This window comes from Specibacter sp. NPDC078709 (genome assembly GCF_040686795.1).
Taxonomy (GTDB): Bacteria; Actinomycetota; Actinomycetes; order Actinomycetales; family Micrococcaceae; genus Specibacter.
The window spans coordinates 115818-130069 of record NZ_JBFBLU010000008.1; the positions used below are offsets into that span (position 1 = coordinate 115818).

General features: G+C 61.4%; 14 protein-coding genes. 7 read left to right on the forward strand and 7 right to left on the reverse strand.

The features are described from left to right. Positions 1 to 138: 138 nt before the first annotated feature. A complete protein-coding gene (locus tag AB0P14_RS14870) occupies positions 139 to 1260 on the reverse strand; it encodes a histidinol-phosphate transaminase (RefSeq protein ID WP_363843807.1) in 1122 nt (373 codons plus the stop codon). Between the two features lie 165 nt (positions 1261 to 1425). Here AB0P14_RS14870 and AB0P14_RS14875 point away from each other — a divergent pair, with 165 nt between their 5' ends. Further along, positions 1426 to 1854 carry a phage holin family protein gene (locus AB0P14_RS14875; RefSeq protein WP_363843986.1) on the forward strand — a complete coding sequence of 143 codons (429 nt, stop codon included), beginning with the start codon at positions 1426 to 1428 and terminating at the stop codon, positions 1852 to 1854. On the opposite strand, the gene AB0P14_RS14880 is transcribed toward AB0P14_RS14875, so the two are convergent. Further along, positions 1799 to 3457 carry a hypothetical protein gene (locus AB0P14_RS14880; RefSeq protein WP_363843810.1) on the reverse strand — a complete coding sequence of 553 codons (1659 nt, stop codon included), beginning with the start codon at positions 3455 to 3457 and terminating at the stop codon, positions 1799 to 1801. The two genes, AB0P14_RS14875 and AB0P14_RS14880, sit on opposite strands and share 56 nt — an antisense overlap. 25 nt (positions 3458 to 3482) lie before the next feature. Beyond that, positions 3483 to 3866, reverse strand: coding sequence for a hypothetical protein (locus tag AB0P14_RS14885; RefSeq protein WP_363843813.1), 384 nt, complete (start codon positions 3864 to 3866; stop codon positions 3483 to 3485). A 160-nt stretch (positions 3867 to 4026) separates the two neighbouring features. Between AB0P14_RS14885 and purB the strand changes: the two genes are divergently transcribed. Together purB and AB0P14_RS14895 are read left to right on the forward strand one after the other, a co-directional pair. Next, positions 4027 to 5469 (forward strand): adenylosuccinate lyase, encoded by a 1443-nt coding sequence (gene purB, locus AB0P14_RS14890; protein WP_363843816.1) that lies wholly within the window; start codon positions 4027 to 4029, stop codon positions 5467 to 5469. A gap of 809 nt (positions 5470 to 6278) precedes the next feature. Next, on the forward strand, positions 6279 to 6704 hold the full coding sequence (locus AB0P14_RS14895; RefSeq protein ID WP_363843818.1) for a hotdog domain-containing protein: 426 nt from the start codon (positions 6279 to 6281) through the stop codon (positions 6702 to 6704). Positions 6705 to 6738: 34 nt separating this feature from the next. On the opposite strand, the gene AB0P14_RS14900 is transcribed toward AB0P14_RS14895, so the two are convergent. Continuing rightward, positions 6739 to 7950: an aminotransferase class I/II-fold pyridoxal phosphate-dependent enzyme gene (locus tag AB0P14_RS14900; protein WP_363843821.1), complete on the reverse strand. Its 1212-nt coding sequence runs from the start codon at positions 7948 to 7950 to the stop codon at positions 6739 to 6741. Positions 7951 to 8115: 165 nt separating this feature from the next. After that, positions 8116 to 8763, reverse strand: a complete 648-nt coding sequence (locus AB0P14_RS14905; protein WP_363843824.1) for an NAD(P)H-binding protein — start codon at positions 8761 to 8763, stop codon at positions 8116 to 8118. Between the two features lie 115 nt (positions 8764 to 8878). Here AB0P14_RS14905 and AB0P14_RS14910 point away from each other — a divergent pair, with 115 nt between their 5' ends. Both AB0P14_RS14910 and AB0P14_RS14915 read left to right on the forward strand, forming a co-directional pair. Further along, positions 8879 to 9256, forward strand: coding sequence for a helix-turn-helix domain-containing protein (locus AB0P14_RS14910; protein ID WP_363843826.1), 378 nt, complete (start codon positions 8879 to 8881; stop codon positions 9254 to 9256). 28 nt (positions 9257 to 9284) lie between these two features. Then, a complete protein-coding gene (locus AB0P14_RS14915) occupies positions 9285 to 9941 on the forward strand; it encodes a peptidyl-tRNA hydrolase (RefSeq protein ID WP_363843829.1) in 657 nt (218 codons plus the stop codon). 652 nt (positions 9942 to 10593) lie between these two features. Here AB0P14_RS14915 and rlmN read toward each other — a convergent pair. Then, a complete protein-coding gene (gene rlmN / locus AB0P14_RS14920; protein ID WP_363843832.1) occupies positions 10594 to 11847 on the reverse strand; it encodes a 23S rRNA (adenine(2503)-C(2))-methyltransferase RlmN in 1254 nt (417 codons plus the stop codon). A 214-nt stretch (positions 11848 to 12061) separates the two neighbouring features. On the opposite strand from rlmN, the gene AB0P14_RS14925 reads away from it, so the two are divergent. Then, positions 12062 to 13078, forward strand: coding sequence for a YdcF family protein (locus AB0P14_RS14925; RefSeq protein ID WP_363843835.1), 1017 nt, complete (start codon positions 12062 to 12064; stop codon positions 13076 to 13078). A 108-nt stretch (positions 13079 to 13186) separates the two neighbouring features. Here the strand turns inward: AB0P14_RS14925 and AB0P14_RS14930 are convergent, their stop codons facing one another. Next, positions 13187 to 13378, reverse strand: a complete 192-nt coding sequence (locus tag AB0P14_RS14930) for a hypothetical protein (protein ID WP_363843838.1) — start codon at positions 13376 to 13378, stop codon at positions 13187 to 13189. 141 nt (positions 13379 to 13519) lie between these two features. Between AB0P14_RS14930 and AB0P14_RS14935 the strand changes: the two genes are divergently transcribed. Further along, a complete protein-coding gene (locus tag AB0P14_RS14935) occupies positions 13520 to 14212 on the forward strand; it encodes a GntR family transcriptional regulator (protein ID WP_363843841.1) in 693 nt (230 codons plus the stop codon). The last annotated feature ends 40 nt before the right edge of the window (positions 14213 to 14252 follow it).

The following is a 14252-nucleotide window of genomic DNA, read 5'->3' on the forward strand; positions in this document are numbered from 1 at the left end:
GGACTTCAACCGCCCCGCGTCGACTCGTTGGTACCGATATATGCCGCTTGCGGAATGCATTCCGCGGTGCGCATATATATACGTTTTCGATTTACAACTGTATCGGTACAGCCCGGCAAATACTGCCTTTGTTAACCGCTAGGAACGTCGTGGCTCTTTTGTATAGGACGCACAGATTTCAAGGAATCGGGTGTTCGCCGCCACCTCACCGATGCTGACCCGGACGCCTTCTTCGCCAAAGGCACGCACCGAGAGCGCTTGGCTCTGCGCCAACGCCGCAAATTCTTGGCTGTTGCTTCCCAGTGCCAGCCACACAAAGTTACCTTGGGCGTCTGGAATGTCCCAGCCCAGATCCTTCAGACCAGCCATAACGCGATTGCGTTCATCCACCAGACTTTGTACTCTTTCCACAACTTGGCTGTAGTTTTCCATCGAGGCGATCGCGGCCGACTCCCCGATTCCAGAGACAGCAAACGGTGTCGCTGCTGCGCGCACATGCGGGGTGATCTCGGGCTGCGAGAGCGAGTATCCAACGCGCAAGCCGGCCAGTCCATGCGCCTTGGAGAATGTCCGCAGGACCATGACGTTGGGGTACTTGCGGTAGAGATCCACGCCATTGACAGCGTCCCCTGCCCGTACGAATTCTTGGTAGGCCTCATCAATAACAACGACTACGTCGCGTGGAACGGTTCGGATGAACTCTTCGGTTTCCGCGGCGCCCAGGGCCGGCCCTGTCGGATTGTTCGGGGTGCACAGCAGCACCACCTTCGTGTTCTCCGTGACAGCGGCGGCCATGGCGTGTAGGTCGTGGCTGCCATCGGCGCGTACTGGAATCTGGACACTTTTTGCTCCCGCGAGACCTACACAGATGGGGTAAGCCTCGAATGAACGCCAAGCGTAGAGGACCTCATCCTGGACGCCGTTGTCATTCTGGCCTGCGAAGGCCGCCAGAATCTGGTTCAGTGCGCCGAGGCTTCCAGCACCGGGAACAATGTCACTCGCTGGCACGTCAAGGAACTCGCCGAGGGCTGCGCACAAGCGGGCGCTGCCCGAGTCCGGATACCGGTGTATATCTACCGCATTACGCAAGACTTCCATAACGGCCGGAACGGGACCCAGGGGATTCTCGTTGGACGACAATTTGAAGCTTTCCAAACCGGGGATATCCACCGGCGGCTTCCCCGCAACATACTTTGGCAAGCGGTCCACCGCAGGACGGGGCCGTACAGCTGACTTTGCAGGACTATTAATCTCGGTCATGAGCTAAGCCTAATGGCCGAGGGGCCCCGGGCGAGCGGAGCGAGACCCGGGGAGGACATTAGGCGCTAATGGCCGAGGGGCCCCGGGCGAGCGGAGCGAGACCCGGGGGTGAAGTGTGGATGGTTGACGCATGCCACAGACGCTGGACTGTGGAACTATGGAGCCATGCGAAGAATCGTCATTCAAGTTGTGATCAATGCCGTTGCCCTGTGGATCGCCAGCTGGATCCTGCCCGGCATGCAGATTGCCTCCACGTCAGTTCTCGATTCCAATCTGGGCGGACCATCAGGCACGGCCGATACCGTCAACACGGCGTTGGGATATTTGTTTATTGGTTTGGTTTTTGGTGTGGTCAATGCCTTGGTGAAACCGATTGTGAAGTTACTGTCGCTGCCAGTGACCATCTTGACTCTGGGCTTGTTCACCATCGTTATCAATGCTGCCATGTTGTCACTGACGGCCTGGCTCAGCAGTTACACACCGGTGCAGTTCACCATTGATAATTTCTTCTGGACAGCCATTCTGGCCGCCTTGATCATCAGCGTTGTTTCCTTGCTGACGGGGAACTTGGGAAAATCGAAGTCCCGACGCTAGGAATCAGCGGTTGCTGGCGAGTGCCAGTGTTGAATGATCCGCCCATACCTGCTTTCTTGGCACGATCGATCGTTGGATTGGGTTTGGATTTGGGTTGAGCTTTGGTTTCAGGCTGAGAGTTAACGTCCCTCCCCTGATACACCCACTTGGTCCCGGCGACAGCCGCACCTGCGCCCCCTGCTCCCATAATTGTTCTGAGGATCTCCCGGGACTCTTCGACCGCAGGGTCCTGAGACTGATCAAGTGTGGCGGCATCCTTTAGATAGTTATCTATGGCGTGAGCTTCCTGTATCACCTTGCCCAAATCCGAGCCGTTCCCCGACGGCGGGCGGTGCGATGTCGCTGTCACCCAATTGGGTGCCGCCGCTGGTGGGCCAAAGTCGGTGGCAGTGACGATGTCGTGCTCATTCTGTAGATCTAGCACCGACGTCCCCTCATCGACGGCGGCGTTTTTCGCCGGGGATCCGGCAATGATAATCATCTTCACATTGACTTCCGCCAAGAATGCCGGATCTGCCGCTGCCGCAGCAGCGTGGATGCCGCCGCCACTGTGCCCGGTGAGGAGTACGTCATCTCCCGGTAAGGCACCTGAGGCTCGCAGCGCTTCCTTAATAAGTTCTTGCACCACCACTTCCTGCTGCTGGAAAGCTTCTCGCTGGGCCGCCGTCAGGCCCTCCAAATTACCTTCCATGTCAAAGGGATTTTTACTGTCAATCGTGGACCAGTCTTCAGTTCCGGGAAGGTGCACTATCCACGCGTTGCTGCCGTCGGGACGTTCAATCCGTACTACCCCGATGGACCCAGGCGGGTATTTGTAGGCATCGGAAGTGCCAGCCAAAAGGCCCTCAATACTGGCTTCCACTTTCCATGGCACACCGTCTGCGTACGATGCGTGGCCCGGCGGGTAGTAGGGGTCTGTGGGGTCCCATTCCCGTACCGGAACCGCCCGAACCGCCACCTGGCCGGGCCGAGCCAGTCCCGTTCCATCAAAGGCCTTCCGAAGCATAAAGGCTGGCTGGACACCTGAGGCGCCGAGGTTCTGTCTGCGGAGCTGGGACAGTAGATACAACACCCCGGCACCTGGGCCCAGCAGACCTGCCCCGTAAGCACCGCCGTCATTGAGCATCTTTTCCGTCAAATCGCGCAGCCCCATGCCTGGTTGCCGCGACAATGCTGCTGCATCGAAGATAAACTGCAGCGGCGCCAACGGACCCAGAAGCCAGGTGTTCAAACCCTTGTGAAGGGCAGAAAGTCGATTTATCCGGGCTATGAGCGCAGCATTGCTGGCTTCAACGTCCGCATAGTTTTCACCTGCCCGGCGTGCTTTGTGGGCGAAGTTAGCTATCTCCTCTTTTCCCCGCCCAGCAATCCACACCGCGTTACGTACGGCGGCCAGCGGACCGTAGGGATAAGGCAGTGCCCCTACCGCGGCTCGGCTTAACCAGTTACCTTCAGACTCGAGGGTGTCAATAAGCTGACCCATACGCTCGGACAGCATGCCCACCGTGTGTCCGGCAACCGTGATCTCCTCCAGCACGTAACTGATGGAGTTGAGGCCGCCCGCAACGGTGAACTCGGTCCCATCCCCTCGCCAGTCGCTCATGTCAGCACCTTTCCCATAATATGGTTCACCACTGAAACGGCCCTCCCGCCGTGCCACCATAGGCTGGGCGAGGCTGCCACTGAAAAGCTGGGTTTAGGCATTCCGTTGGAGCAATGAGGTTGCCGGGGTTGCTGCTTAGAAAACGCCCATAGGCGTCGACCTCAGTAACTGCTCTTTCAATGGCACGAATAGCGGCGGTCATAGCTACATCCCGTTCGGCAAGCTCCTCTCGGAAGGCAGCAGCGGCCGGGGATTTCCAGTTCACCAGTGTTACCTGGGCCAATTGCAACCGCAAGGACGCCATTTCCTGGCAGATTCCAGCGAGCCGCAGGGCCATGGCAGCTACGGCTTCTGGTGCCGGCCCAAAGCGTGGTCCAGCAGCGGCTTGGAAGGCTCCTTCTCCTGCCATGTGCTGCACCACCTTCCCTAGCACGTGCTCGTGACACCGCTCTGAAAGCCACCCTAGAATGCCAGCTAAAGTTCGCACCACACCGCTGCCCCGGATTGTGGCTTGTCCAGATGGGAGCCCCCACTGTGGAGGAATTGGCGGTTCATGAAAGAATTAGGCCATGTCTGATTCCGCAAATGCCACAGCCCGCATCCCTTCCGGCCGCAAGTCATTGGCCGCTTCCTCCGACCGCATCGCTTTGGGGCCCCTTGATGGCCGTTACTCCGGCGCCGTCGCACCTCTGGTTGACTACCTTTCTGAAGCTGCCCTGAACCGCGATCGCGTAGCTGTTGAAGTTGAGTGGTTTATCCACCTGACCAACAACAACGTCTTGCCCGGCACGGAGCCGTTGACTGCAGATCAGCAGGCTGGCCTGCGCGCCATCGTGACCGAATTTGATGCAGAATCCGTCAAGGAACTGGCCGACATTGAAAAGGTTACGGTCCACGACGTCAAGGCTGTGGAGTACTTCATCGGTAACCACCTTGCCGCACTGGGGCTGGAGCGCCTGAAGCCGCTGGTTCACTTTGGCTGCACCAGCGAAGACATCAACAACCTCTCCTACGCCGTTGGTGTTAAGGGCGCCGTTGAGGATGCTTGGCTTCCCGCCGCACGCGCGCTCGTAGCAAAAATCGCTGAGATGGCGGAGGAAAACCGTGCCGTCCCGATGCTCTCACGCACGCACGGCCAGCCCGCAACCCCCACCACTTTGGGCAAGGAGCTGGCTGTCACGGCTTTCCGCCTGACCCGTCAGTTGGACCGCATTGCCAAGACCGAATTCCTGGGTAAGATCAACGGGGCCACCGGAACCTACGCCGCACATTATGCCTCCGTCCCGGAAGCCAACTGGGAAGACGTTGCCAAGAACTTCGTTGAAGCCCTGGGCCTGACCTGGAACCCGTTGACCACCCAGATTGAATCCCACGACTGGCAGGCCGAGCTCTACGCCGATATGGCACGCTTCAACCGCATTCTGCACAACCTCTGCACGGATGTCTGGAGCTACATCTCCATCGGCTACTTCGCGCAGATCCCGGTTCCGGGCGCCACGGGTTCCTCGACCATGCCGCACAAGGTCAACCCGATCCGCTTCGAAAACGCTGAAGCAAATCTGGAAATCTCCAACGCCCTGCTCGACACTTTGGGCGCAACCCTGGTCACCAGCCGCTGGCAGCGCGACCTCACCGACTCCTCCAGCCAGCGCAACATCGGCGTGGCATTTGGTCACTCCCTGCTGGCCATCAACAACGTTCTGGGTGGCCTGGGCCGTCTGGATACCGCCGAAGCCGTTCTGGCCTACGATCTGGACCACAACTGGGAAGTACTCGCCGAGGCCATCCAGATGGTCATGCGCGCTGAGGCCATCGCCGGCGTCGAAGGCATGGAAGACCCTTACGAACGCCTCAAGGACCTGACCCGCGGCCACCGCGTGGATGCTGCGCGCATGCAGGAATTCGTCTCAGGCTTGGGCCTCTCGGACGGCGCTCAGGAGCGCCTCTTGGCGCTGACCCCGGGCAAGTACATCGGCATCGCCGAGTCACTGGTGGATCACTTGAAGAAGTAACCTCCCAACAGTCCCCATTCAGGGAAAGTTCGACGGCGGCACCCGGCTTGCGCATCAGGCGCAGCTCGGGTGCCGCCTTCTTTTTCATCCCGGCAGCGCCGCCCTGAGCAGCGCCTCCCTGAGCAACACCGCCCTGAGCACAGCCGCCCTCAGTAGCGGCGGTCCAACCAGTCATCTAGTCGTTCTGCTATGGCGTATCGGCGCCAGGTCCACAGCTCACAGGGCTGCGTGGATCCCTTTCGCACACCGAAACAATAGGGTGCTCCTGCTGGAACGCCACAATCCGGGCAGCGTTCCACCTCCCAGATGTTCGTATTAGCAACCACCCCGGCTTGGAGCAGTTGCGCGTCACCACTGATGCCCAGGGACTTTAAGCGATCACCAAGCTTGATGGCACGCGGAGCATTATTATCCCTAAACCTACGAGTCATGGCGAACCCCAAAGGTTCAAGCATTGGCACAACTCGCAATAAGAAACACACTAGACATTCGTTGTCGTGAGGCTTCACGAGCGGAGTCGTCAGCTGCCTAAACTGTCGATCCACAGCCTCGTCTATGTCCCTCTCGCCCGCAAACCAATCATCATCGGGGCCACAATAGTTATCCATGGTTGATCCTTTCCATGGCACCACACTTCTCGTTCCGCGTCCCGGAAAAAAGGGCGGCAAACGCTTTTGTGGACAGCGTTCCGTGTGACCGTGTCTATGGAGGAACAGATCCCTCAAACCGAGGAGCTGTGGCACAACACATGGTGTGTTTCCGCCGACAAACCGGGCCCAAGCCGCACTGCTCACCGGTAAGTTTGTTTCATGAGCAACGGCGATATTACCTTCCACACCCGCAAATGGGTCCGCCCCGAGGACCTGAATGCCAACGGCACGCTTTTTGGCGGCAGCCTGCTGCGTTGGATCGACGAGGAAGCGGCAATTTATGCCATCGTCCAGCTCGGCAACGGCATGGCCGTGACAAAGTACATGTCTGAAATTAACTTCGTCTCGTCTGCTGTCCTGGGGGACCTCATCGAGATGGGCCTGACCGCAACCCACTTTGGCCGGACGTCGCTGACCATGCGCGCGGAAGTGCGCAACATGTTCACGCGCGAGTCCATCCTCACCATTGAAAAGGTGGTGTTCGTGAACCTGGGGCCGGACCACAAGCCTGCACCACACGGCTTTGATTCCATCACCTACGACCGCGACAGGGTGCCCACCACCCACCTGAAGCCGGCCGAATAACTACTCCGCACCCGCGTTACCCCGCCCCGGTGCGTCACACTGCCTGAGCCGCTTGGAACCTTTCGATCCGCACCAAGGCCTCACGGACGGCGTCGTACCCTGCGGCAAAGCTCAAGCGAACTGTGGCCAGCCCGCCAACCCCGTCAAAGTCGGCGCCCGGCACCAGCGCCACGGCCTCGGATTCCAGCAGTGCCGCGCAGTATTCCCGGGAGTCGGCGAAACCTGCGAGCGCTGGGCCGAGGTTGGCGTAGAAGTAGAAGGCGCCGTCGGCCGGTGCCGCATCCGTCCAGCCCAGGCCCGCAACGTTGGACAGGACGTAATCGCGGGTGCGGGCGAACTCCGCAACAGCCGCGTCGGCCTCCGCGTAGGCCTGCTCACTGAACGCCGCAAGGGCCGCCATTTGCGCCGGCGCGGGCGGGCACAGGGCCACGTTGCCAGCCAGCGCGTCCACGCCTTGGAGCAGGTCGTCGGGCACAATCGCCCAGCCAAGCCGCCATCCCGTCATCCCCCAGTACTTGGAAAAACTGGAAATCACGACGCCGGACCGGTCCAGTTCCCAGGCGCACACGCCCTTGGGATCCTGGTTGCCTGGGGCTGGGTAGGTGATGCCGTGGTAAATTTCATCGCTGATCAGCCGCACCCCGTTCTCGCCGCACCACCCGGTGAGGGCGGCCAGCTCTTCCCGGGACACCATGGTGCCTGTGGGGTTGGCTGGCGAGGCCAGCATCAAACCCGCCAGCGGACCATGTTTGGCGACCGCCGCGTCGAGGATCGCCGGGGTGGGCTGGAAGCGGGAGTCTGCTCCGGCGTCGAGCTCGATGACCTCAATGCCCAAGGCTGTCAGGATGTTTTTGTAGGCGGGGTAGCCGGGACGGGCCAGCGCCACCTTATCTCTTGGGTTGAAGGCGGCCAGGAACACCAGCATGAACGCCCCCGAAGATCCGGTCGTGACGGCAACGTTGCGAGCGGGAACATCCAGACCGTACCAGCGTTTGTAGTGCCCGGCGATGGCCTGGCGTAGCTCGGAGATGCCCAGAGTGGGCGTGTACGTCAGCGGCGTTCCGGCGGCGTGAAGTGCTGCGGCCGCTGCCGACACCGCGCTGGGCGCTCCGCCGCTCGGCTCACCGGCGCACAGGGAAATCACGTCGCGTCCGGCAGCACGGAGATCGGCCACCCGCTGGAGAATGTCCATGACGGCAAAGGGCGCCACCTTGGCACGGGCAGCAACGGTCAGCGGACGGTTCATGGCAGGCTCCTGGTGGCAAGCTGGACGGCGGCATTCACCGTCCAGCCTGCCACAGTTCGTGCGATGTTCCGGCCAACAGCCGGCCAGCAGCGGGCCACGCCCTCCCCCGGGTCGTGGCGGCCGGGCAGGCGCGGGGCCGGCCCGGGAAGGTGAGGACTCGTCCGTTCAGTAGGCCAGGTTGAGGTGCGCCCGGTGGTGGTTGCCCTGTTCGATCACGTCGAGAAATCCGAGGGCAAAGTCGGCGCCGGAGATTTCCCCTCCGCTGTCCGGATGAAGCGCGACGTCGCCGCCGATGCGATAGCGGCCGAGCTGCTCGCCGGGGACGTGTGCACCAAATTTTCCGGCCGGGCTCACGAACACCCAGTCGAGTGTTGTGGGCGTGGCTGGGAGGTCGTCGGAAACTAGCGCAGCAACCGTGGTCAATTCCGCGTGATACTCCGCAGGGGCGTGGCTGAGGTCGCTCACGAAGCGCGGCTCCCCTGGCGCGGGGCGCAGTGACGAGTACCCGCCCACGATGAACAGCGGCACCTTCGCAGCGTCGGCCAGACGCGCGATGGCCCGGTACACATCGCTATAGCTCTCGGCAAGTGCCCCACGCGGAGAAAGTGCGCCCACGACGATATCCGTGTCTTCAAACAATGCGGCGAGTCCGGGCTCGTCCGCGGCGTCGCCTTGGACGTAGGCCACGTTCGGGACTTGCTTTTCCGGCAGTGAACGGCTGTAGGCCGTGACCTGGTGACCGCGGGCAACGGCCTCTGCGACGATGGCGGATCCGGCGTAGCCGGAGCCACCGATGATGGTGATGCGGGACATTGAATGCCTTTCGTTAAAACGATGGATTGAAACGTTGCGCCTAGCTACAACTGGCAACTACTGGTTACTATAGGAGAGCAAGTCTCCATCGGGAAGAAGGCACTTTGTGGTAACCATGGGCTTTGATCCCCCGCTTCACGGCAACCCGTACCAGGCCGACTGCCCGACGCGTGCGATCCTGGACCGCATCGGCGATCGCTGGACTGTGCTCATCGTGGGGATCTTGGGGCAGGGCGATGCGCGCTTCTCGGAGCTGCGCCGCCGGATCGAGGGAATCTCACAGAAGATGTTGACTCAGACCCTGCGCAGGCTTGAGCGTGACGGGCTCGTGCTCCGCACGGTTTACCCGGAAGTGCCGGTTCGGGTCGTGTATGCGCTCACCGACACAGGCCGCACACTGCTGGAACCTCTGCGCGCGCTCCAGGACTGGTCGATCGAGCACTTGAGTGCCTTGTCCGCGGCGCAGGAAGCGTATGACCACATCGATCGATGAAGGGAACTGGCGGCGATACGCTTGTGGTGTGAGTGAATTTACCGAACACATCCAGCAGGAATTAATCCAGCCCATCATCTTACTCGTTGACCGAGAGGAACCAGCCGGCGAGCAGCACGGCATTGCTGCAGCGGCGCTGGCTTCCGTCCAGGCTTTCCTGGGCGACCCTGAAAACCCCGACTGGCGGGAGTGGGCATCCGGACATTTCGGCAAGACTGTCCGGCGTGCGGACGCCAAGATGTTCGCCAAGGTGCTGGCAGCCTTCCCCGACCACGTGCTGGCGACGGCGGGTGAGGCGTCCGCCGTCGGACTGCCCCCCATGCCCGCCGCCGAGCTGCCCAAGCTGTTGGCCAAGCTGCAGGTTTCCGGCACGCAGCTCCCTCCCGGAGAGCCGCTGCCGCCCCAGTCCCTGAGCATTGTGTTGAACGCATCCCTGGAAATGTCCACGGGCAAGGCGGCAGCCCAGGCAGCGCATGCGCTCTTTGCTTGGCTATTGGAGGCCAAACCCGCCGTCGCGGAAGCATGGGCGGCCGACGGCTTCCCCCTCGGCATCCTCGAGCTGCCCGCGAAGGAGTTCCGCAAGGGTGCGCGCAAGTCGGCCGGTCCCGTCATCCAGGACGCCGGCCGCACGGAAATTGAGCCGGGTTCCACCACCGCCTACGTCATTGTGGCGAAGGCCAAATAGGCACTAACTCCAAGGCGGCCCCTGGTGGGGAATGACCCGTGACCACATTCCACACGGTTTCTCGACAGCGTTCTTCACCCCGTAACAGCGGCGAACTTCCGGCAGTGCACGAGGCGGAATAAGCAACCCGTCATCGGTGCGAATCTGGAAAATACAAGGCTCAAAAATAGTCGTCACCACCTCGCAATCGCAATGGGCCCCTTGCCGGAGCATCCGCGCGACTAGCAGGTTCATCCCCTCCCGAGCCAGGTCCCAACACTGCACCAGGCCCAGCGTGCCGCTGCACCCGAAAACAACAGTGCGGCGAATAAAGCAGGCAAGGCATTCCGCGGGCAGTGGTTCCATAGCGTTGGACAGGGTCCTGGGCACAGGCACTTGTTGTGGAGCAACAGCCATCACGGATCCCTTCCTCGAAATCCGAGCATGACCCATGCCGCTGCCGCACACCATAGGCCAACAGCCAAATGTGAACAAGCCACCCACCAGCCCCTGCTGTGGACAACTTATCCCCTGTCGAGGCGCTGTTCACAGCACGCGCAATCCCCTGACCCAACCACCGCTTAACCCAAGAACGACGCCGGAACCTGAGTTCCGGCGTCGTTCTTGGGTAAGTGCCGCTTAGGCCAGGCGCGCCACAGTGGGGCGGCTGGCGCTACTCGGCTGCGGCGAGCTGGCCGCAGGCGCCGTCAATTTCCTTGCCGCGGGTATCGCGCAGGGTAGTCGGCACACCGTTCTCGATCAGCGTGTCGATGAACTCCTGCATAACCTCCGGCTCCGAAGAGGTCCAGATGGAGCCCGGGGTGGGGTTCAGCGGGATCGGGTTCACATGGACCCAGCCGCGGCCGCGCTGATTGAGCTTCTTGGCCAGCAGCTCGGCACGCCAGGGGTGATCGTTCATGTCCTTGATCAGCGCGTACTCGATGGAGACGCGGCGGCCGGTGACCTTGTAGTAGTTGTACGCGGCGTCAAGAACCTCGTCCACCTTCCACTTGTCGTTGACGGGGATCAGCTCGTCGCGGAGCTCGTCGTCCGGTGCGTGGAGGGACAACGCGAACGTGATGGCCAGGCCTTCCTGGGCCAGCTTGTTGATGGCCGGGGCCAAACCGACGGTAGAAACCGTGATGCCGCGGGCGGACATGCCCAAGCCCTCGGGACCATCGGCAACCATGCGGTGCACGGCGTTCATGACACGCTTGTAGTTGGCCAGCGGCTCACCCATGCCCATGAAGACAATGTTGGTGACACGCTCGGCGTCGTGTCCACCGTCGCGGCGCAGGTTCCCCAACCCGCCCTCGGCGATGACCCGGTTGGCCTGAACAATCTGGTCCAGGATCTCCGCGGTGGACATGTTGCGGGTGAGCCCGGCCTGGCCGGTGGCGCAGAACGGGCAGTTCATGCCGCAGCCGCACTGGCTGGACACGCACAGGGTCACGCGGCCGGGGTAGCGCATGAGCACGGACTCCACGAGCGAGCCGTCGAAGAGGCGCCACAGGAACTTCACGGTATCGCCGTTGTCCGTGGTGAGCCGTTTGACCTCGGTCAGCAGCTTCGGGAACATGGTGTCCACGATCTCGGCGCGGCGGTCCTTGGGGAGATCGCTCATCAACTCAGGATCGGTGGTGTAGTGCTGGAAGTAGTGCACGGAGAGCTGCTTGGCGCGGAATGCCGGCAGGCCCATCTCCTTGAACTTCGCCTCACGCTCGGGCAGCGTCATGTCGGCCAGGTGTGTGGGCGGCTGCGAAACGCGCGGGGACTTGAACTGCAGCAGCGGCCGGCCTTCCGGGTTCTTGGCCTGATCCCAGCCCTCGGTGGCAGGCATAACCTGTGCCGGGCGGGCCGGACGGCGCTTCGGTGCGGTCGCGGAAGGGGCGACGGCGGGGCTGGGAATGTTTTTGGGGGAAGTCATCCTTTCCATCATCCCTTACTTACCCCAGCCTGTCCCGTCTTCGCCGCCAAGATCACATTTTGGCTTTTCATAACACGGATTTTCCTAGGACGGGTACGACGCCGGCCCCTCCTCGCGCCACTGGCCACATCCCCCGCCGCGGTGGCGCATGAGGCTGCGCAACGTCCGCCCCTGGCGGCATGCGGGGGCGGCTGGGCTCCCCTAGGCTGGAGGCATGTTTTCCATAATCTTGGCTCTCATCCTCGGGGGCAGCTACCTCTACCTTCGCCGTAGGGACGCCCGCATGCTGCGCAACGGGCTGGTCCTGGTGGCGGCCTGCTGGTTTGCCGTGACCGGGGTCTCCCAAGTGCTGGCCCAATGGTTCCCGTGGACGCAGTGGATCACGCTCGGAATAGTGGCCCTGACACCTCTTGCAGTGGTTGTTCTGGCCGGATTCTTAATTAGTAATGGCCTGCGCATGATACGCCGAGAGGGCCGCAGCCTAGGGAACCTGCTGTCCCTAATTGCGGGCCTTGCCGTGTTGGTACTGCCCGTTATTGCCGCACTGCTGGTGATTACGCATAATCCGGTGGCCATTGGCCTGGCCGCGTTGCTGTTTTTCTTGTGTAGCTACTTTGGTGTGGTCTTTGTGGTTTTCCTGGCCTATGCCATGGTGTACGGGCGCATGAAACACACAGTCTCTCCGGCATCCGTGGTCATCTTAGGCTCGCAAATCATCAACGGGAAGGTGCCGCCACTGCTGCGCTCCCGGCTCGACAAGGGGCTGGAAGTGTACCGACGGGCCAGCGCCCAGAAAGAGCTCGCTCCACTACTGATTCCGTCCGGCGGTCAGGGAGCGGATGAGTCCAGACCTGAGGGTGCCGCCATGGCGGACTACCTGGTGGCAGCTGGCGCGCCCTCCGAGCACGTGGTGGCCGAGGAAAAGGCCACGACAACGGCTGAGAATCTACAGTTTTCAGCCACTATTGCCCAAGACCAGGGACGGGGTGGCGCCATGGTGATTGTCACCAACAATTACCACGTTCTCCGTGCCGCCCTGCTTTCCCGCAAGCTCGGGCTTGAGGCCCAAGTAGTGGGCTCCCCCACGGCCCGATACTTTCTTCCGAGCGCGTTCCTGCGTGAATATGTCGCCATCTTGACCGAACACAAGGTGCTTCACGCGCTTCTGTGCCTGCCATTCGTGGCTTTGACTCTATTTTTGACCGCGGCGCTGGTGCTGGCCAGCAGCTAGCGGCCAGTAGATGGTGGTCAGCAGATTGTGGTCAGCGGGAGCGTTCGCCCAGTCCGCAGCCACATACTTCGCAAATCGACAGTCCGTAACCCATCAGAGCGCAAACGCTCAGTCCACAAATTCCGACTGGGTCACGATGAATTCCCACTCCCGATCTGTCAACGATCCGTTCGTCATGGTGCCGCCGGCCTTTTCCACCGCCGCCACCACATGACTGGGTACCTGATCGGCGCCCGTGTTCTCACGCAGCCATTGTTTAGCCGGTAGCTCGGTCTCCAGCCACCACAGATGAATTTCCACTCTGGCCACCCCCTTGGATGTTCTTCAACGGTATGCCTGTCACGGCAGCTCTTCAATGGTTAAAGTCCCGGCTTAAAATCATGGCTTAAATCACAAGGTCCTGTTGCATTTATCAATGTATTTATCAGCTAGGCTGGAGGCATGACCTCATCATCGAATATCGCCCGGTACTGGTCCTGGCACCCGGAGCCGACGCAGGCGAAAACGGCTGTGGAACGCGTCTATGGGAGCGTCAGCGCCGAGATCGTGGGCGGTGATCTGGACGGGGGAACACTCATTACCGAGGGTGACGTTGCAGAACAGTTCAATGTCAGCCGCACTCCCGTCCGCGAAGCGTTTCTCCTCATGGAAGCACAGGGACTGTTGCGCCTTTTCCCCAAAAAAGGTGCTGTGGTCACCACGCCCAACGCACGGGAAGCCGCTCATCTGCGCCAAGTTCGCGTCATGCTTGAGTCCCGAGCGGTTGAACTGCAGGCCGCCAGTCAATCCGAGCAGACTGACAGGGATGCCCAGGCTGCCGCTCTCGCCACCGATCTGGACACTCTGATCGCCGTGCAACGTGACGCTGCACGGCGCTCCGACGTGCCTGCCTTCGCCCGGGCGGACCACCAGTTCCATGCCCGCGTGGTGGCAGGATCAGGCAACCCCATCATCGATGATTTCTACGCTGCGCTGGGGCCACGGCTAGCTCGTCTCACCTGCTTGACGGTGCGCGCCAATCCCGCGGAATTGCAGCGCTTCGTGGACGAACATACCCAGTTGGCCACAGCGTTGGCCGCTGGCGACCATCGCGGCTATGAGCGCCTCCTACAACGCCACATCGGCGCAACTTAACACCTCGGCCGGCAAGCAGCGCACCCACCTGCACGCCCAC

Bases quoted from the DNA above. Each gene is read 5' to 3' on its own strand.
- AB0P14_RS14905 (WP_363843824.1), bottom strand. From the start codon at position 8,763: ATGTCCCGCATCACCATCATCGGTGGCTCCGGCTACGCCGGATCCGCC.
- AB0P14_RS14880 (WP_363843810.1), bottom strand. From the start codon at position 3,457: ATGAGCGACTGGCGAGGGGATGGGACCGAGTTCACCGTTGCGGGCGGC.
- AB0P14_RS14935 (WP_363843841.1), top strand. From the start codon at position 13,520: ATGACCTCATCATCGAATATCGCCCGGTACTGGTCCTGGCACCCGGAG.
- AB0P14_RS14925 (WP_363843835.1), top strand. From the start codon at position 12,062: ATGTTTTCCATAATCTTGGCTCTCATCCTCGGGGGCAGCTACCTCTAC.
- AB0P14_RS14895 (WP_363843818.1), top strand. From the start codon at position 6,279: ATGAGCAACGGCGATATTACCTTCCACACCCGCAAATGGGTCCGCCCC.
- purB (WP_363843816.1), top strand. From the start codon at position 4,027: ATGTCTGATTCCGCAAATGCCACAGCCCGCATCCCTTCCGGCCGCAAG.
- AB0P14_RS14885 (WP_363843813.1), bottom strand. From the start codon at position 3,866: ATGGCAGGAGAAGGAGCCTTCCAAGCCGCTGCTGGACCACGCTTTGGG.
- AB0P14_RS14870 (WP_363843807.1), bottom strand. From the start codon at position 1,260: ATGACCGAGATTAATAGTCCTGCAAAGTCAGCTGTACGGCCCCGTCCT.
- AB0P14_RS14900 (WP_363843821.1), bottom strand. From the start codon at position 7,950: ATGAACCGTCCGCTGACCGTTGCTGCCCGTGCCAAGGTGGCGCCCTTT.
- AB0P14_RS14910 (WP_363843826.1), top strand. From the start codon at position 8,879: ATGGGCTTTGATCCCCCGCTTCACGGCAACCCGTACCAGGCCGACTGC.
- AB0P14_RS14875 (WP_363843986.1), top strand. From the start codon at position 1,426: ATGCGAAGAATCGTCATTCAAGTTGTGATCAATGCCGTTGCCCTGTGG.
- rlmN (WP_363843832.1), bottom strand. From the start codon at position 11,847: ATGACTTCCCCCAAAAACATTCCCAGCCCCGCCGTCGCCCCTTCCGCG.